The organism is Virgibacillus salexigens, from assembly GCF_000723585.1.
Taxonomy (GTDB): Bacteria; Bacillota; Bacilli; order Bacillales; family Amphibacillaceae; genus Virgibacillus; species Virgibacillus salexigens.
Window position 1 is genome coordinate 956,962 of the sequence record NZ_CCDP010000001.1, and the last position, 17,086, is coordinate 974,047.

Below are 17,086 nucleotides of genomic sequence, written 5' to 3' on the forward strand. Positions count from 1 at the left end.
AAGTGGCATTTTTTAATGAAAAGGAGAAGGGAGTTATGAAATTAATTGCGGTGACGAGTGGTTCACAGAAGGAAGCGCGTCTTTTCCAGGTAATAATGGGCATTAGTCCATATGTTGACGCTATCATGTTAAGAGAAAAACAGATGACCAAGAGTGGCTATTCTTTGTTCGTTCAACGACTACTTGCACAAGGTCTTCCAGCAGAAAAACTAATTATTCATGTCCACCAGATTCTACCTAAGGAGACAGCTGTACCAACGCTTCATCTTCCGGAAAATAGATTGCCAGAGGTAGACTGCCTCCAAAAAAAATACCCTTGTTTACAAATTGGTGTATCGACGCACTCCCTTGAAGTAGCCAAGAGGGCAGAGCAGGTAGGCGCTGCTTATGTTTTGTATGGGCATGTCTTTTCAACAGCGAGCAAAAAGGGAGTAAAGCCAAGGGGAGTAAAACAATTAGCGACAGTCGCGAAAGCATTGAATATTCCCGTATATGCAATTGGTGGAATTACAACCGGGAAGGTAAATGATATATATCAAGCAAAGGCAGGTGGGGTTGCTGTGATGTCAGGTATCTTCAGCCATACTGATCCATTAGAAGCAGTAAAGTCATTTCGAAAGGAGGTGAACGGATATGAAGGAACACGTTGATGTAGTGATTATAGGTGGAGGCGTTATTGGGCAATCCGTTGCTTACTATTTAAGTAGAAGTGGGGTTGCAACGACGGTAATTGAACAAAATAGAATTGGAAGAAAAACTACACAAGCTTCTGCGGGCATGCTTGGGGTGCATACAGAAAATGATCAGCAAGGTACGTATTATCAATTTTGCCAAGCAAGTAGAAATATGTATGCATCTCTAAGCGACGAACTATTTTCGTTATCAGGGATTGATATCCAGCTTTCCACCAACGGTATGCTCGAGATAGCTACGAATGAAGAACAGAAGCAAAGACTGCAAGCAAAACAAAAGGCATTTGAAGGCTTGGAATGGTTGGATGGGGGAGGGATTAGGCAACGAACATCAGCATTAACGCATGCTGTAGGAGGATTGTACATGCAGCAAGATGGGAATGTGGAACCTTTGGCTGTATGTGAAGCTTTTAAACAGGCGTCTTTAGGAATGGGCAGCCAAGTAATCGAGAATTGTCGCGTTGCGAATATAGATCGTGTCCGTGATGTTTTTCATATCCAATTCGAGAACGGTGGTATCTCAGCGGATCATGTGGTTGTTGCGGCTGGTGCGAATAGTGGGAAGTGGTTTGAAGCAACAGGTTTAAAGAATCCGATGATCCCGACAAAAGGAGAATGTTTTGCCATCAAGCCAAGCGATCCCTCTATTGAGCAGACATTATTTTTTCACAATTTGTATTTGGTGCCAAAACGAGATGGACGCTACATTATTGGAGCAACTAGTTATCACTACGATAGCAGTAGCTATACGTCAACAGGAGGCATTTTTGAGTTAATGAATCGCCTATTTAGGTTGTTCCCATCCCTTCAGCAGGAAGAATTGCATAGCTGTTGGACTGGCGTGCGTCCAGGTACCAAAGATGGCAGACCAATCATTGGGGAGCATCCCGATGTTTCTAATTTGTATTTTGCCACCGGTCATTACCGGAATGGTATTCTTCTTGCTCCAGCTACAGGGAAACTTGTCAGTGATATGGTCTTAAACCGTTATGTGCCAGCTTCGATCGAACGTCTTTTCACACCAGCACGTTTTAGGAAAGGGAGGGTAAGATATGCAAATACACGTGAACGGACGGCAAATGGAGGTAGTTAAGGATTCAACGATCGGTGATCTATTAAATCGTTTTAACATTCAAGAGAAGCTTGTGGTAGTTGAACAGAATAAACAAATTATCAATAAAGTCGTATATAACCAAACAACATTAACCGATGGCGATGTTATAGAAATCGTTCATTTTGTAGGAGGGGGATAAGTCATGTTAATGATTGGAGAAAAATCATTCCATTCTCGACTGATGCTAGGTACTGGAAAGTATCCGACATTTCAAAGCCAAAAAAAGGCGGTGCAAGTATCCGAAACAGAAATTCTAACCTTTGCAGTCAGAAGAATGAACATTTTTGATGAAAACGAGCCGAATTTATTGGAAGAATTAGATTTACAGCAGTATGATTTACTACCAAATACTGCTGGAGCTAAAACAGCCGATGAGGCAGTAAGGATTGCCCGCTTAGCCCGGGCTTCTGGTTTATGTGACATGATTAAAGTAGAAGTTATCGGCTGTGAGAAAACGTTGCTGCCTGACCCTTTTGAAACGATGAGAGCTTCGGTACAACTGTTAGAGGAAGGGTTCACTGTATTAACCTACACCTCTGATGATGTTGTATTAGCAAAACGATTGGAAGAAGCAGGTGTACATGCGATTATGCCAGGAGCCTCACCAATTGGATCGGGGCAGGGCATTATCAATACAATGAATCTACAATTTATTATCGAACAATCTGATATCCCAGTAATTGTTGATGCAGGGATTGGCTCTCCAAGTGATGCTGCTTATGCCATGGAGCTTGGAGCAGATGGGGTTTTATTAAATACAGCTGTATCTGGCGCAAAAGATCCAATTCGAATGGCAGAAGCAATGAAGTTGGCCGTACAATCTGGCCGATTAGGTTATGAAGCCGGGCGTATCCCTAAACGAATGGATGGAATGAAGAGCAGTCCAGATACGGCGATGATCGAATGATAGCAGGACGTTATGCTCGTCAAGAACGATTTGCCCCGATAGGGAAGACAGGTCAATGTCGATTAGCTGCCAAACATGTGGTCATCGTTGGTGCGGGAGCATTAGGCAGTGCAAATGCGGAAATGCTTGTACGAGCAGGAATAGGTAAGTTAACTTTGATTGATCGTGATTATATTGAACTAAGTAATCTTCAGCGCCAACAGCTTTATACAGAAGCAGACGCGAAACAGAATCGAACGAAAGCAAGGACTGCCGAGCAACGATTACAAGCAATTAATCCGGAAGTAGAGATTAAGGGAATTGTTGATGAGCTCGATGAGGAAAACGGAGAAAAGATGCTACATGATGCTGATTTTGTTATCGATGGAACAGATAATTTTCAAACACGTTTTGTGATTAATGATGTGTTAGCAAAACATCGTAAACCTTGGGTATATGGTGGCTGCTTACAGAGTACTGCCATTGCATTTTCCATTATTCCTGGAGAAACCCCTTGCTTACAATGTTTAATTGATCATCTCCCTCAGGAAGGGAAAACCTGTGATACGGTTGGTATTATTTCTCCTGCGGTACAGATGACCGCTGCCTATCAGACATCGGAGTGTTTAAAGTACTTGACTGGTAATGGTTTATCTCAGGAGTTAGTACAAGTTGATATATGGGGAAGGACCTATAGTGCAATTAACGTAAAAAAGTTATTGAATCCCACTTGTTCATCTTGTTCACAATCAGCAACCTATCCTTATTTAACCAAGGAAAAAGGGATGAAGACAGTTTTACTTTGTGGAAGAGATACGGTACAAGTAAGACCAGGAGAAAAAGGCAGCTTATCACTTTCTGCTTTAGCGAAAGCTGTCAAGACATTTACGGATAAAATTAACGATAATGGAGAAGTACTTATTTTTGAAGTTGAAGCCGTTCGTTTTGTCGTTTTTCAAGATGGCAGAACCTTATTACATGGCGTTACAAATATAAATGTCGCAAAACAATTGTATCAACGTTATATTGGCGCATAGCTCAAAATATCAAAGTGGGGAGAAAGATACTCCCCACTTTTGCTTTGTGAGATAGATTGCTTGTCTGTAACATTCCGGTTTAACTTATTTGGGAGGTGAACACAGAACCTTTTTTCATGCTTATTAATAGGGGGCCTGATTTTTTGCTTTTCGAAGCTAATCGATTATCGACACACCCCCAAATATTACTCTTGTTCTAATTTATACCTTAAGTAATTATAATTAGAGGTAGGTTCCCTTTTGATTATATTTCCTTCTTTGTCAGTATAGATTTCGTATTCCCGGTATGTTTCAATACGGTACCCATTTTCAACTTCCGTTTCTTCTTTCATATATTCCAACGTACTATCAGTTTCTACTTCATTACTTACTTCTAGCGTGTCTTCCCCCTCTCGAAAAGTGGGCGTGAATCCATGCTTTGTTTCCGCCGTTTCCCAAAAAGCAACAAGGCCCAATATTACAATAAGAAAAAATAAAGAGAGTGTTTTTTTCATATTCTATTTCTCCTTTTTCATATACTTTTGATTGGTAGGGAACTTCATTTATCTGTTCCATTATTATGTTTAAAGAAATAAATTAAGAACGTTTTACATTTATTGATTGTGCTACTATCAACAATATTCTTCCTGTAACTATTTTATGAACGAGAGAGGAAGATCTTAGACTTCGTATGTTAAGAACGTACTAGGTTATTGCATCCACACCTACATGTCACTATGAAGGGTAATTTACTCTTTTCTTCGTATAAAATGTGTTCATTTGATGATTAACTTTATTTTGTTTTAAATGATGTTACGTGATAGAGTAAGTGACATGCGAATAAATCGTAATCATTACGTTTTACGGACGTGTAAGAAAAAGGATTTCTTGAAAGGGTGCTAATATGAACGACTACTTAGATAAACTGTTTCTACGTAGAATTTTAAACGAGTTCTCAGAGAAGGATCGATTAATTTATCGTATGGTAATAAAAATGGAAGATAAGTTAACAGAAAGCATCTTAACAGCAGAACAGTACATGATTCAAGTGAAGAAATATTCGCTGCATGAGGAAATAGCTAAACATTTTAATATGCCATTATTTGAACTTTTAGAAGTTATGAAAGAATTGGAGGGAAAGATTCATAAGAAATTAAAAGAAATGCATGCTAAGGTTTTATGGGTTGATTATACAGAAATTATTTCTCGTATGGATAAGGATAGCAGAAACAAAAAGTGGTTTTATGTGACTATACCTTCGAATTAAATCCTTTGACTTAGCTCCTTTTTTTGGTCGGCATAGACCATTTGCAACAATAAAGGTGAAAAAGCTGTAAAGGTTTATAGTTTACAAATGCGTACGTTTCTATTACAATGAATCGTAATCATTACGATTTGGTTTATTCGATATTAAACTATTGTATAAGCAACTAAAGAAATAAAAACATTTAGAGTATAAAGATGAATCATTAAGTCAATTAGAACAAAACGAATTTAGTCACCTGTGATGATTGGGATAGGCTAACCATGCGTTTAGAAAAAATGAACCCAACAGCTACCAAATATGTATGTTTAAATAGTCAAATTGATTTGCGTAATGTGCTAAATATCTATTCTTTTGACTTGAACGAGAAGTTAAGACTAAATGCAAATGGTATAAATGCAAAGGATCATCATGATGAGAGTATTTCTTCATTATTATTGAAAGAAACAAGACCGCTTGACTTAAGAAAACTTAACTTGTGGTTTTCTTATCTTGTTCAAATACAAGGCGAGAATTTATATCGTTATAAAGGTGTCTTAAACATAGAAGGAAAAGATAAGCGTTATATTTTTCAAGGAGTTCATATGCTTTTTGCAGGAGAAGAAAAAGGTAACTGGAGGGAGGAGGATACTCGTATAAGTGAACTTGTATTTATTGGTAAGAACTTAAATAAGGAAAAACTTACTAGGCAATTCCGTAGATGTATATCGGAAAAAATTTTTAAATCAAAACCGTAATGATTTCGATTTAAAGGAAGAAGGTTTTCTATTGAATACAACGTTCAATGGCAGGGCTTAACCATTGAATCATCTGATCGCTCTATTATCCTGCCACGACTGCAAGTTGAATTTATTAAGAAGTGGAAAACAATTTTTAATTGATAAAAGGGAAAGGTGAGATAAAATGGCAAAAAAATCTAAAATTGCAAAAGAAAAGAAAAGACAAGCAATGGTAACAAAATATGCAGAATTACGAAAAGAGTTAAAGGCAAAAGGAGATTATGAAGCACTAAGAAAGCTACCGCGTGATTCTTCGCCGACACGTTTAACAGGCAGATGTGAAGTAACAGGGAGACCTCGAGGATATATGAGAAAGTTTAAAATGTCCCGGATCGCTTTTAGAGATTATGCGCATAAAGGGCAAATACCAGGTGTGAAAAAATCAAGTTGGTAAGAAAAATGAGGGAACTTTGTTTATGTATAAGTGGATCATTATAGGCGGAGGTGTTCAAGGATGCAGTGTGGCCACTCGCCTACTAGAAAAAGTCAACAAAGAGGATTTTTTGATTATTGATTCCTATCCAGATCCCATGTAAGTGTGGCGAACACTAACAAAAAAATAGGCATGTCTTACTTAAGGTCTCCCTTGTTCCATCACCCTGCTAGTGATCCCTACAGCTTAAAAAAATACGCCCGGTCAAACGACTATGCTCAACCCTTCAAAGGAAGATATTCAAGGCCTCGATTAGATATTTTTAATCAGCATAGCCTGGATAAAATGGAGGGGGCAGGCGTGAATGAGTGTTGGAAACAGGGGACTGTGGAAGGACTTTTCATGGTTTGAAGGCGGATGGGCGTGCCACTCTCTAATAATCAAGTGGTTCGAAAACTGGCACATCCATCGCTATCCAAGGTGTAGGGAAGTGGATAGCGGCTTATCCTGAACAGGAAAGAATAAAAATCTTACATGAGGAACCAGGGATAGCTGAGCAGTGGGATGACAAATATGGTGATCGTTTAACAGAGTTGGTATTTATTGGCGTAGATATGAGTGAAGAGAAGATCATCATGGGTTTAAATCAGTGCTTACTAACAGATGAAGAGACGAAGCAGGATTGGAGAAAATTTCATGATCCATTGCCTGAATTTACCTAAGGACCTTGAACAAGAAGAAATATTGTTGATTTAAGAGGCATTTGTTTCATAATTAGACAATATAAATCGTAATGATTATGATTTTTGTTAGGCAAATTTGAATTCCATTCGTAAATATAAAACATATTCACTCAGTATCTTGCAAGTTCGAATTAATCATATTTGAGGGGGGATCAAATGAATGAACAGCAGGTTGTAGAAGTAAAAAACGTTTCTTTTAAGTATGAAAAGGAATGGGCAGTTGAGCAAGTGGATTTTTCAATAGATAAGGGGCAATTCCTTGGATTGGTAGGACCAAATGGTTCCGGAAAAACTACTTTGGTAAACCTGATTCTTGGTCTCATTAAGCCTAATAAAGGAAGTATTCAATTATTTAACCAACCACTTAAACATTTCAAGGATTGGAGGGAAATTGGATACGTTTCACAAACGTCCAATAGTTTCAATTCAGGTTTTCCGGCGAGTGTCTTAGAAGTCGTAAGATCCGGCCTTGTCTCAAGATTAGGTATGTTCCGCTTCCTAAAACGTGAGCATACGCAAAAAGCATTAGAGGCATTAAAAATTGTAGAAATGGAGGAATTTGCAAAATCTAATATAGGGGAACTATCAGGCGGTCAGCAGCAAAGAGTACTTATCGCACGCTCCTTAGTTAGTGCCCCTTCGTTATTAATTCTTGATGAGCCAACAGTGGGAATTGATGAAAAGCATGTCACCGCGTTTTATGAGTTACTTGCAAGGTTAAATAAAAATCATGGTATCACCCTTCTTATGATCACACACGATATAGCTACGATTACGGAGCATGCAACTCATCTGGTCTTCATGAATAGAACCATAAGGTTTCATGGTACTCCGGAGGAATATAATCAATACAATGGAAACGAGCCGAACCCAATTTATGGCCACATGCACCAGCAACTAAATCATATGGAGGTGATGTCCTGATGCTCGAAGGCTTTTTAAAATATGAGTTTTTACAGAATGCTGCAGTGACAGGAATATTAATTGGTCTGGTTGCACCATTACTTGGAGTTTTCATCGTTGTTCGCAGGCTGTCTCTAATTGCAGATGCTCTTTCTCATATTACATTAACCGGGATTGCAGCCAGTCTTTTACTAGAAAAGAAAGTTACTGGGATAAATGATTGGAATCCAGTATTCATGGGGATGACCTTCTCCGTATTAGGGGCTGTTCTAATCGAACGTTTAAGAAGCGTGTACAAGAATTATGAAGAGTTAGCCATTCCTATTATCTTGTCTGGAGGTATAGGATTAGGCGTCGTTTTCATATCTCTAGCAGACGGCTTTAACACGGATCTGTTTAGCTATTTATTTGGAAGTGTAGCAGCTGTAAGCCGTTCCAATATGTGGACCGTCCTGATCATAACATTTACTGTGATTTTACTTGTTTTTTTGTTTTATAAAGAGTTATTTGTTTTATCATTTGATGAAGAAAACGCTAGGGTTTCAGGAGTTAAAGGACATTGGATCCATTTTCTATTTATTTTGCTGGTGGCACTAGTTATCGCTTCTTCGATGCAAGTAGTGGGAATCCTACTCGTTTCAGCTTTAATGACATTACCGGTAGCTTCAGCTTTAAGAATAGCCAAGAGCTTTAAACAAACGATCGGGTTATCGGTACTATTTGGTGAAATATCTGTTCTTATCGGTTTGTTCTCTGCTTATCATTTAAGCATCCCTCCAGGAGGTACGATTGTAATGACAGCGGTGCTGATTCTTATTTTAACGCTGGCTTATAGAAAGATAAATACGCTATTTTTGATTAAGGTGGGAGTATGATGAATTTGAGTACAGCCATTCAAAAGTAAAACAGAAGGGTTATAAGCATACAAAACAGAGAGAGCATATGTTGAATTTTCTTATAAGTCAAGATCGATATATTCCTGTTAAAGATATTTTATATAGCATTCAACAAGTTTTGCCAAATGTGAGCCACGATACGATCTATAGGAACTTATACCTGTTAGCGAATGAGAAATTATTAGAAATGACTAATCTTCATGGTAAAAGATACTTTCGCTTTGCATGTAATCTAATGGAGATCACTAATATTTTATTTGTAACCTATGTGGGAGTGCAAAAGCATTTGAACTTTATCCGATGAATATGATAAATGATAGATTAAAAGATTATCAAATTCATAGCCATAAATTTGAAATTTATGGCTTATGTCCACAATGTACGAGTCCAGTTAAAGAAACTGGAATAAAATTATGATTATTAATCGTAATGATTACTATTTACAAATCGTAATCATTACGATATAATGTTTTTTGAAAATAAAGAGGAGGGGAAATATTGAAAAAAATATTAGGCATTATCAGTTTTGTTACGTTTATTTTTGTTATATCTGCGTGCGGAAATGGAGTAAGTAGTAGTGATGATAGCAATAATTCAGAGAAACCGAATAAAGATTTGAAGCTATTTACTACTGTTTATCCTCTTCAGTATTTTGCAGAGCAGATTGCAGAAGGTGCAGCTTCCGTGGAGACAATTTTACCTCCAGGTTCAAATCCGCATAATTATGAACCGACGACGGAAGAAATAGTGGATATTGCTGAGTCCGATGCTTTTATTTATAACGGTGCAGGTTTAGAGCCTTTTGCTAAACAGATTTCAGATTCTATTGAATCTGAAGATGTAACAATACTAGAAGCATCAAAAGGAATTGACTTAAAAGAGCATGTACATAGCCATGACCATCATCACCATGAGGGGGAAGAAGGTAATCATGAGCATGAACATAATCACGGGGATAAAGATCCACATGTTTGGTTAGATCCCATTCTCTCTATTGAGATGGCAGAAAACATTAAGAATATCCTTGTAGAGCTTAAACCTGAGCAGGGAGAAGTATTTAATAAAAATTTTGAAACACTTAAAGGAAAGCTTGAAGAACTTGACACAGAATTCCATACACAACTAGAAAGCTTACCTGAGAATAAAATAATTGTATCTCATGCTGCTTACGGATATTGGGAGCAATCTTATGGTATTGAGCAAATTGCTATCTCTGGATTAAGTCCTACCAATGAACCTTCACAAAAAGATATACAAGGTATTATAGAAACTTCTGAACAGCACGGGTTAAACTATGTGCTTTTTGAACAGAATGTAACTCCTAAAGTGGCAGATGTTGTGAGGAAAGAAATTGATGCAGAGACCTTGCGAATACACAATTTATCTGTTCTAACCGAAGAAGATGTTAAGAATAAAGAGAATTATTTTACACTTATGGAGCACAACTTAGAGGTTTTAACCGAAGCCTTATCTGAAGCCTCTACCTCTGAAAGTGAACATGAGCATACCCATAATCATGCGCATGATGAAGAAACAGAGAAAATTTATGAAGGGTATTTTGAGGACAGTCAAGTGAAGGATCGTTCCCTTTCAGATTGGGAAGGAGATTGGCAGTCTGTTTATCCGTTACTTCAAGATGGTACGCTTGATGAAGTTTTTGCCTATAAAGCAGAACATGAAGGTGATAAGACGATGGAAGAATATAAGGAATATTATCAGGAAGGTTACCAAACAGATGTTGAGCGTATTTTAATTGAAGGAGATAAAGTAACTTTCTTTGAGAATGGTGAAGAGCGTTCTGGTAAATACACCTATGATGGATATGAAATTTTAAATTATGAGGCAGGGAATAGGGGAGTAAGATATATATTTAAACTTGCAGAAGCATCCGAAGGACTCCCTCAGTATATTCAATTTAGTGATCATAGCATCTATCCGACTGAAGCTGGACACTACCATTTGTACTGGGGAGATGATCGGGAAGCATTATTAAATGAGGTCACTAACTGGCCAACCTATTATCCATCAGAAATGAGTGGACATGAAGTAGCTCATGAAATGATGGCACATTGATTTTATAGCCATGTAAATAGTTTAAAAGCAAAGATTAATGTAAAACAAACAGAAAGGCAGAAGGTGGTTGTAACAGCCTTCGGCCTTTCTATTTGATTAATAAGTAACATATTGTCACACTGTAATAGTAGGTGAGTTTACCTACTTCTAGCGCAAATCTAAAAAGGATTGGTTGCCCACTGTAAAGATTGTTTAATGAAGATGCGTGGGTGAAGCTTCAATTGAGCTACCATATATTCTGCTAGATCTTCTGGTTGCATATATTTATCTTCGTTTTTTTCTGCTAGTTCATCTCCAAAGACGAGTTCTGTAGCAACGAGGCTTGGGTTCATCGTAAACACGCGAATATTGTTTTTACGAACTTCTTGCATCAGTGCTTCGGTCATACCTTGAATAGCAAATTTAGACCCGCTATATGAGGTAGAACCTGCCGTTCCTTTTAAGCCATTACTAGAGGAGATATTGATGATGTCTCCTTGATTTTTTTCAATCATCTGTGGTAAGACAGCACGGATAACATGATAGGTTCCAAAGACATTGACTTCAAATGTATGTTTCCATGTTTCTGGATTCATTTCTAGCAAATCCCCATGCGCACCAATTCCAGCATTATTAATAAGAATATCTGCTGGGCCTAGTTCACTTTCTAAGTTGGCAATTGCTTCTTCTACTTCTTCTAAGTTAGCTATATCAGCCACTGCCACACTTACCCTCACACCAATTTCTGCTGCTTCCTTTGCAACTACATCCAGTTTGCTTTTTGTTCTTGCAATTAAGCCAACATGTACTCCCTCACGTGCAAATGTTAGAGCCGTGGCTTTACCAATACCGCTACCTGCTCCAGTAATATAGGCGATTTTCCCTTTAATCTCTTGTCCCAATCTGATCCCTTCCTTTCTAACCTAGTATGTTGTTAAGTATAAAATGTGTAGCCAAGAGATTCAAAGATACCGTATCAACATACATACTACTTATTAAACCGGGTAAACTTCATCGTAAAAGCATGTGAGGAGTGTAACGAGATGATGGAACAAAAAGTAGCGATCATAACCGGTGCTGGATCAGGAATTGGAAAAGCGACAGCATTAAGATTAGCAAAGTCAGGGGCAAAAGTTGGTTTAATTGATTTACATGAAGGTGATGCAGTAGCTGTGAAAGAAGATATCGAACATCAAGGAGGAGAGGCTATCGTTGTACAAGCGGATGTAGCTGATTCTGCTGTATTGGAAAAAGCAATTAAACGTATTGTTCAGCGTTGGGAAAGGCTGGATTCCGTTTTTGTTAACGCAGGAATTAATGGACGGGTTGCTCCAATTGAGGATTTAAGTCCGGAGGATTGGGACCAAACATTAACGATGAATCTGAAAAGTACCTTTCTTACAGTGAAATACGCTGTACCATATTTGAAAGAATATGGAGGAAGTATTGTCATTACCAGCTCAATAAATGGGAATCGTACGTTTACTGGTTTTGGTATGGCAGCATACAGTTCCTCCAAAGCTGGCCAAATGGCGTTTGGAAAAATGGCTGCTTTAGAGTTAGCTGAATACCGTATTCGTGTCAATATTATTTGCCCCGGTGCAATTCAAACCAATATTGGTGAAAATACGTTTACGGATGAAGCTAATTTAGCTAAAATCAGAATTCCAGTAGTGTTCCCCGAGGGGAGTCAGCCTTTGGAACATGGTGCTGGAAAGCCTGAACAAGTTGCTGATCTAGTCCACTTTTTGCTTTCGGATGAAGCAAGCCATATTACTGGTACAGAAATCTTTGTTGACGGTGCTGAATCGTTACTACGTTGAGGGATTAAACATGCTTAATAAGTTATCGCACCCTAATAATTAGATCGGTGTGCCATTCTAGCAATATTCCAGCTCGCATTTGGATAGCGATTAATAAGAGTGATGGCTGTTTTTTCTTTCCAATCTAAAAAAGGGGTGTGCTTAAGCAGATGTGAATATTTTTTCCTTTATCATATGGAGTACACCCCTCTGGATCCTCAAATTGTTCGGTTCATTAAGGCTTGGTTCCTCTTATTGAGATCCTCTTATGAGGATCGTTTAACCATATCCACATAGAGTTGTTGGTATGCTTTATGTTCTGCTTCCATGCCTAGTTCGGAATAGAGTTTTGCCAGCCATTCTACTGGTTTAGGGTCATCTTCATATAGCTCCATATCCCAACTCATACACTCAATTGCACGTTCAGGTTGATGGTAATAATGATACAATTCACCTAGCCTGCGCTGCTGATTCGGCTCTTCGAAAATATGAATCATTTCTTTGATTTTTTGAATGTCTAGTTGCGCTAATGGAAGATCATTAAACGGAGATAACCAATTTTGGATATAGGTTAATTTGTGTTTTTCTAGTAATGCACAAATTGCTTGATGTAACATCTTGCTTGCTTGTGTTGGATTTACTTTGGCTATCGTACGAATTAATTGTTGAAGTTCGAACGGTGAAATAGCATCAAAATTCATTTCAGTCTTGTTGGTTATGGCTTCCAGCGATTGGATTTGAGCAGATGTTAGAGAGAGATCATGTTGATTTTGTAAATGCAAGGCATTTTCCCACTCTCCTATTGCTAAATAAGCATTTATTAAATCTTGCAAAAATGAAGCAATCGTTAAATTACGTGTATATAAGTCTTTTAGAATTTCTGTTATTGGTACGTCAGGGAAATGATGATGAAGCATTGTTAATAGCTTTTTATAATCATTCTCGTTCTTAGTGTATGCTGCTTGAGCAATGGTGATGGCTATAAGATCTACCCATCGCGCTTGCTGTCTATAAAGAGCACTAAGTTGATCAAACGCACTATATTTTTGATCATACAGATGATTTTCTATATAAATTGGATCTTTCGCGAGCATGTTTTCGTCTTGATGTTTGTATTGTTCATCGTATTTAGTGAAGGATAGGTCAGTCGAAAAGGCTTCGACCAAACGGTGATTAGGAGAAAAGGATTTTAGAATCGTATATAGGCGGTAGCAAGAAAGTAATTTTCCATCACGTCTCTCTTTATAACAAAGTTTTTCGATAAGATTTGCAAGTTTTTCTTTGGGAATGAGTGACTCAAAATAAGTTGCAATGAGAGCAGTTTCTTGAGGCCCGTATTCACGTTGTAAGTTTTTGAAGAGTTCATTGAATTTATACTTCTTATAAGTGGAGCTTGTTATTTGCCAGTCGATGAGCGGGTGGGGGAAGGATACGGTTAGTCCAGATTGAAAGGCGTTGCCAATATGTGAATTGGTATGTTTTTTTTGGTTTTTTGCATAGGTTAAGTAGCGATCAAGATGGAAAAACAATAGATACGTTTGCTCGTTGTCGTCGGTCGCCTCAACTATTCGGCTTCGTTTGTAAATTGCCATCCGTTTCATCGTTAATGGAATGGATTGTTGGTGATTTTTTACTATAATCATTTGATTTTCCATGATTAGCCCCCTTATATAAAGTAAGAACCATAATGCTTATGTATATGATTTAAGATTATCATAAATGAATGATGATGGTAAATGATTAACCTTACAATCCAGACGTATGCCAGGCTGGAAATAGTTCGTGTTCAAGGCTGTTTCATGAATAATGAACCCCTGCTAATTGTAATTGGAATAACAGGGAAGGAAACGTCGAATAAGAATATCTTTTTGGTGCTATAATCATTGGTTTAAAACGTATGTGAACATAATTCATACTCGATAATATATTGAAATATAGGTGTTTAACTGGAAAATATGTAAGGGGTGTAAAGGAAAATGCCAGCCATATCAGGTGATGATTATTTACGGCGCATTGATCAGCTTAAAACAGAAGTTTGGTATAATGGGCAAAAAATATCTGGACCAATATCACAGCATCCTGCTTTTAGAGGAGCAATGAAAAGCCAAGCTGAGCTGTATGATATACAGCTTAAGGATAATTACAAAGAATTAATGACGTATCCTTCTCCTACTACAGGGGACCGAATTGGAACCTCGTATCTACAACCAATTACTAAATATGATCTATTTAAACGTGGAAAGATGATCCGGACATGGGCCAAGAAACATGGTGGAATGATGGGGAGAAGTCCTGATTATATGAATACGATCGTCATGGCATTTGCAGCTTCTGCCTCTTTTTTAAAAGGGAAAACAAATTGCTTTCCCGAACGGCTTGTCAAGTTTTATGAGGAAGCTAGAGAAAAAGACTTATCGTTTACCCATACATTTATTAATCCACAAGTAAATCGGTCGGAGTATTATGTGGAAGATAGTAAAGATCCTATTGCTGCCCGAATTGTTGATGAAACGGACGAAGGAGTCATTATTAAGGGAGCGAGGCTGCTAGCGACACAGGGAGGAATGACCGATGAAATTCTGGTGTTTTCGGCAGGCGGAATCTTTGAAGATGATAATGCCTATTTCTTTTCGATACCGAGTAATGCCAGGGGACTTAAATTCATTTGTCGAGAGTCATTTCAAAAAGGAGATTCAACCTTTAATTATCCGCTAAGTTCACGCTTTGAAGAAATGGATTCAATTGTTGTATTTGATCATGTACTTATTCCATGGGAAAGGGTATTTTCGTATAAGAATATTGAGGTGGGCAATCATTTCCAGCGCTCGAGCGCATTTTTGCCATTTAATTTACACCAAGTCATCCATAGGCAGATTGTGAAGCTGGAATTTGCCCTAGGGGTTGCAGAGGAGATCATTCAATCTATCAAAATAGCTGGCTATGAAAATGTTCAAAGTAAAATGGCTGATGTGATTGTTGGACTGGAATCGATGAAAGGATTATTAACCAAAGCAGAAGCAAATGCTAAAACAGATGAATTTGGTTTAATGCGGCCGGAAGTTGCTCCCCTTCAAGCGGCCAGCAGTGCTTTTCCAACTATTTATCCTAGGGTAATTGAAATTATTCAATTACTTGGAGCAAGCGGGTTAATCTCTATTCCAACAGAAGCAGATTTTAATTCAGAACTCCGTTGTGATTTAAATCAATATTTACAAAGTGCCACATTAGATGCAGAAGCACGTGTTAAATTGTTTCGATTAGCATGGGATTTAACCATGAGTCCATTTGGAACAAGACAAACCCAATATGAGCGTTTTTTCTTCGGTAATCCATATAAATTAGCGAGTGAATTGTATTTTGGGTATGATAAGCAGGGAGCGCGGGAATTTGTTCAATTGTTTATGGATGAAATATAGCGAATTGTCGAGGAGCATGAATATTGCAATTACTGCTCGATCAAAAGACAAATTTGCGCGATTTCTGGTTAAATCGCGCAATTCTAGACGGTTAAAAAGACTTTCGATCTTTACCATATAGGATCCAAGGAGAGGGAAGTTCAAATGCATGATTAGCAGGAAGGGCTTTTGCTTCTTCCTTTGTTAGATCTATCCATATAAAGGTTGGTTTTTTTGTACGTCTACATAATTTCCGATAGGCATAAGTAATCGTTTCCCATAGACCTGCTTGTCTTGTGATATCATTCCACGGGTAGGCAACATGTAAATAATCATATTTTTTCTGATCATGTTTCGTAATGATAAAACGTGTGCTTGTAGGGTTTTCATAGAACTCCCATGTTTGTAAATTTTCCTCAGTAAATAAATCTTCGGTTGCAGGAAAAGAATAATAGCATTCATAAGGGAAAATGGCATGATTGTTTATGTATGCTTGATTAATCCAGCCTTTCTTTTTCTGTAAATCATGAATCGGTTGCCAAATCTCTTCTCCTGTTGTTAAAGCAGAAGTGTCCGAGGCAGTCGCACCATGTAAGCTGATATAGGGGGTGAGCCCCGATTTTTCTAACACACGGCGTGCAGGGTAGTTGTTTTCCTGCGTATTTGCCCCAATCCAATGGATGCCTGGAAGTTGCACAGCTTCATTTATCATGTACGTCATCATTTCTGTTGAAAAGTTTTTCCTCTTATACCTGCGATCTGTTCGCAATCTCCCGAGCATGGCATAGCGTTTGGCATATACAGAAAAGCCAGCAAGACTTACCAATTGTTTGTCTGAGAATAATCCATACAATCGATTGGAATCAGTAACTAATCGATGAAAAATTCGTTGGATATAATCATCTTCTATTCCTGTATCCATGGCAGCAAAATATGCCTCATCTTCTATTTGTAATCTACGAATTTGTTGCAACATGGTTTGTTCACTCCCTATCAAGCATGTAAGTATAGTATAACGATTAGCAATAGTTTGGAAAAAGGATTTGTCTGTATCCCCTTAAGAAACATTGGTTTCCTATCATCATGTTTAAGTTCCCTCCTTTTGCTGGGGTACTTCAAAATTTCGGTGTGCCCAATCATTAATAAAGGAAAACTATTTCAGTAAATTTAC

At 37.9% G+C, this 17,086-nt stretch carries 19 protein-coding genes; 15 read left to right on the forward strand and 4 right to left on the reverse strand.

The window, feature by feature from the left end:
- Nucleotides 1-35: 35 nt before the first annotated feature.
- From BN990_RS04355 to BN990_RS04375, 5 genes are read left to right on the forward strand one after another with little or no spacing between them, the layout of a single operon-like run.
- The gene (locus BN990_RS04355) at nt 36-650 is read left to right on the forward strand and encodes a thiamine phosphate synthase (RefSeq protein ID WP_021289474.1); all 615 of its coding nucleotides are present in this window, start codon (nt 36-38) and stop codon (nt 648-650) included.
- Nucleotides 634-1,785 carry a glycine oxidase ThiO gene (thiO, locus tag BN990_RS04360; RefSeq protein ID WP_038242632.1) on the forward strand — a complete coding sequence of 384 codons (1,152 nt, stop codon included), beginning with the start codon at nt 634-636 and terminating at the stop codon, nt 1,783-1,785. Before BN990_RS04355 ends, thiO begins: the two co-directional genes overlap by 17 nt.
- Nucleotides 1,745-1,945 carry a sulfur carrier protein ThiS gene (gene thiS / locus BN990_RS04365; RefSeq protein WP_038242634.1) on the forward strand — a complete coding sequence of 67 codons (201 nt, stop codon included), beginning with the start codon at nt 1,745-1,747 and terminating at the stop codon, nt 1,943-1,945. Before thiO ends, thiS begins: the two co-directional genes overlap by 41 nt.
- A 3-nt stretch (nt 1,946-1,948) precedes the next feature.
- The gene (locus BN990_RS04370; RefSeq protein ID WP_021289471.1) at nt 1,949-2,713 is read left to right on the forward strand and encodes a thiazole synthase; all 765 of its coding nucleotides are present in this window, start codon (nt 1,949-1,951) and stop codon (nt 2,711-2,713) included.
- Entirely contained in the window at nt 2,710-3,729 is a 1,020-nt protein-coding gene (locus tag BN990_RS04375; RefSeq protein ID WP_021289470.1) for a ThiF family adenylyltransferase, read from the forward strand. The genes BN990_RS04370 and BN990_RS04375 overlap by 4 nt, the downstream gene beginning before the upstream one ends.
- Before the next feature lie 185 nt (nt 3,730-3,914).
- On the opposite strand, the gene BN990_RS04380 is transcribed toward BN990_RS04375, so the two are convergent.
- Nucleotides 3,915-4,223 carry a hypothetical protein gene (locus BN990_RS04380; protein ID WP_021289469.1) on the reverse strand — a complete coding sequence of 103 codons (309 nt, stop codon included), beginning with the start codon at nt 4,221-4,223 and terminating at the stop codon, nt 3,915-3,917.
- A gap of 389 nt (nt 4,224-4,612) precedes the next feature.
- Here BN990_RS04380 and BN990_RS04385 point away from each other — a divergent pair, with 389 nt between their 5' ends.
- From BN990_RS04385 to BN990_RS04410, 8 genes are all read left to right on the forward strand, one after another.
- Nucleotides 4,613-4,975, forward strand: a complete 363-nt coding sequence (locus BN990_RS04385) for a hypothetical protein (RefSeq protein ID WP_038242636.1) — start codon at nt 4,613-4,615, stop codon at nt 4,973-4,975.
- A 260-nt stretch (nt 4,976-5,235) separates the two neighbouring features.
- Nucleotides 5,236-5,709 (forward strand): GTP-binding protein, encoded by a 474-nt coding sequence (locus BN990_RS04390; protein WP_021289467.1) that lies wholly within the window; start codon nt 5,236-5,238, stop codon nt 5,707-5,709.
- Between the two features lie 166 nt (nt 5,710-5,875).
- Entirely contained in the window at nt 5,876-6,145 is a 270-nt protein-coding gene (rpsN, locus tag BN990_RS04395) for a 30S ribosomal protein S14 (RefSeq protein ID WP_021289466.1), read from the forward strand.
- A 452-nt stretch (nt 6,146-6,597) separates the two neighbouring features.
- Complete coding sequence (locus BN990_RS23345) at nt 6,598-6,846, forward strand: GTP-binding protein (RefSeq protein ID WP_337588255.1); 249 nt, start codon at nt 6,598-6,600, stop codon at nt 6,844-6,846.
- Nucleotides 6,847-7,023: 177 nt separating this feature from the next.
- Complete coding sequence (locus tag BN990_RS04400) at nt 7,024-7,791, forward strand: metal ABC transporter ATP-binding protein (RefSeq protein WP_021289463.1); 768 nt, start codon at nt 7,024-7,026, stop codon at nt 7,789-7,791.
- Nucleotides 7,791-8,645: a metal ABC transporter permease gene (locus BN990_RS04405; protein WP_038242639.1), complete on the forward strand. Its 855-nt coding sequence runs from the start codon at nt 7,791-7,793 to the stop codon at nt 8,643-8,645. The genes BN990_RS04400 and BN990_RS04405 overlap by 1 nt, the downstream gene beginning before the upstream one ends.
- 67 nt (nt 8,646-8,712) lie before the next feature.
- Nucleotides 8,713-8,970, forward strand: a complete 258-nt coding sequence (locus BN990_RS21805) for a transcriptional repressor (RefSeq protein WP_232620864.1) — start codon at nt 8,713-8,715, stop codon at nt 8,968-8,970.
- A 194-nt stretch (nt 8,971-9,164) separates the two neighbouring features.
- A complete protein-coding gene (locus tag BN990_RS04410) occupies nt 9,165-10,739 on the forward strand; it encodes a metal ABC transporter solute-binding protein, Zn/Mn family (protein WP_038242641.1) in 1,575 nt (524 codons plus the stop codon).
- A gap of 158 nt (nt 10,740-10,897) precedes the next feature.
- On the opposite strand, the gene BN990_RS04415 is transcribed toward BN990_RS04410, so the two are convergent.
- Nucleotides 10,898-11,620 carry a 3-ketoacyl-ACP reductase gene (locus tag BN990_RS04415; RefSeq protein ID WP_038242643.1) on the reverse strand — a complete coding sequence of 241 codons (723 nt, stop codon included), beginning with the start codon at nt 11,618-11,620 and terminating at the stop codon, nt 10,898-10,900.
- 144 nt (nt 11,621-11,764) lie between these two features.
- Between BN990_RS04415 and BN990_RS04420 the strand changes: the two genes are divergently transcribed.
- On the forward strand, nt 11,765-12,541 hold the full coding sequence (locus BN990_RS04420) for an SDR family oxidoreductase (protein ID WP_038244901.1): 777 nt from the start codon (nt 11,765-11,767) through the stop codon (nt 12,539-12,541).
- Between the two features lie 245 nt (nt 12,542-12,786).
- Here BN990_RS04420 and BN990_RS04425 read toward each other — a convergent pair whose 3' ends face one another.
- A complete protein-coding gene (locus tag BN990_RS04425) occupies nt 12,787-14,175 on the reverse strand; it encodes a hypothetical protein (RefSeq protein ID WP_038242645.1) in 1,389 nt (462 codons plus the stop codon).
- A 321-nt stretch (nt 14,176-14,496) separates the two neighbouring features.
- On the opposite strand from BN990_RS04425, the gene hpaB reads away from it, so the two are divergent.
- Nucleotides 14,497-15,936, forward strand: a complete 1,440-nt coding sequence (gene hpaB / locus BN990_RS04430; protein ID WP_038242647.1) for a 4-hydroxyphenylacetate 3-monooxygenase, oxygenase component — start codon at nt 14,497-14,499, stop codon at nt 15,934-15,936.
- Between the two features lie 91 nt (nt 15,937-16,027).
- Here the strand turns inward: hpaB and BN990_RS04435 are convergent, their stop codons facing one another.
- Nucleotides 16,028-16,891, reverse strand: a complete 864-nt coding sequence (locus tag BN990_RS04435; protein WP_038242649.1) for a GNAT family N-acetyltransferase — start codon at nt 16,889-16,891, stop codon at nt 16,028-16,030.
- Between the last annotated feature and the right edge of the window lie 195 nt (nt 16,892-17,086).

What these genes read in the sequence shown, in the direction of transcription:
- BN990_RS04355 (WP_021289474.1), top strand. Translation starts at nt 36, where the DNA reads ATGAAATTAATTGCGGTGACGAGTGGTTCACAGAAGGAAGCGCGTCTT.
- thiO (WP_038242632.1), top strand. Translation starts at nt 634, where the DNA reads ATGAAGGAACACGTTGATGTAGTGATTATAGGTGGAGGCGTTATTGGG.
- thiS (WP_038242634.1), top strand. Translation starts at nt 1,745, where the DNA reads ATGCAAATACACGTGAACGGACGGCAAATGGAGGTAGTTAAGGATTCA.
- BN990_RS04370 (WP_021289471.1), top strand. Translation starts at nt 1,949, where the DNA reads ATGTTAATGATTGGAGAAAAATCATTCCATTCTCGACTGATGCTAGGT.
- BN990_RS04375 (WP_021289470.1), top strand. Translation starts at nt 2,710, where the DNA reads ATGATAGCAGGACGTTATGCTCGTCAAGAACGATTTGCCCCGATAGGG.
- BN990_RS04380 (WP_021289469.1), bottom strand. Translation starts at nt 4,223, where the DNA reads ATGAAAAAAACACTCTCTTTATTTTTTCTTATTGTAATATTGGGCCTT.
- BN990_RS04385 (WP_038242636.1), top strand. Translation starts at nt 4,613, where the DNA reads ATGAACGACTACTTAGATAAACTGTTTCTACGTAGAATTTTAAACGAG.
- BN990_RS04390 (WP_021289467.1), top strand. Translation starts at nt 5,236, where the DNA reads ATGCGTTTAGAAAAAATGAACCCAACAGCTACCAAATATGTATGTTTA.
- rpsN (WP_021289466.1), top strand. Translation starts at nt 5,876, where the DNA reads ATGGCAAAAAAATCTAAAATTGCAAAAGAAAAGAAAAGACAAGCAATG.
- BN990_RS04400 (WP_021289463.1), top strand. Translation starts at nt 7,024, where the DNA reads ATGAATGAACAGCAGGTTGTAGAAGTAAAAAACGTTTCTTTTAAGTAT.
- BN990_RS04405 (WP_038242639.1), top strand. Translation starts at nt 7,791, where the DNA reads ATGCTCGAAGGCTTTTTAAAATATGAGTTTTTACAGAATGCTGCAGTG.
- BN990_RS21805 (WP_232620864.1), top strand. Translation starts at nt 8,713, where the DNA reads ATGTTGAATTTTCTTATAAGTCAAGATCGATATATTCCTGTTAAAGAT.
- BN990_RS04420 (WP_038244901.1), top strand. Translation starts at nt 11,765, where the DNA reads ATGGAACAAAAAGTAGCGATCATAACCGGTGCTGGATCAGGAATTGGA.
- BN990_RS04425 (WP_038242645.1), bottom strand. Translation starts at nt 14,175, where the DNA reads ATGGAAAATCAAATGATTATAGTAAAAAATCACCAACAATCCATTCCA.
- hpaB (WP_038242647.1), top strand. Translation starts at nt 14,497, where the DNA reads ATGCCAGCCATATCAGGTGATGATTATTTACGGCGCATTGATCAGCTT.
- BN990_RS04435 (WP_038242649.1), bottom strand. Translation starts at nt 16,891, where the DNA reads ATGTTGCAACAAATTCGTAGATTACAAATAGAAGATGAGGCATATTTT.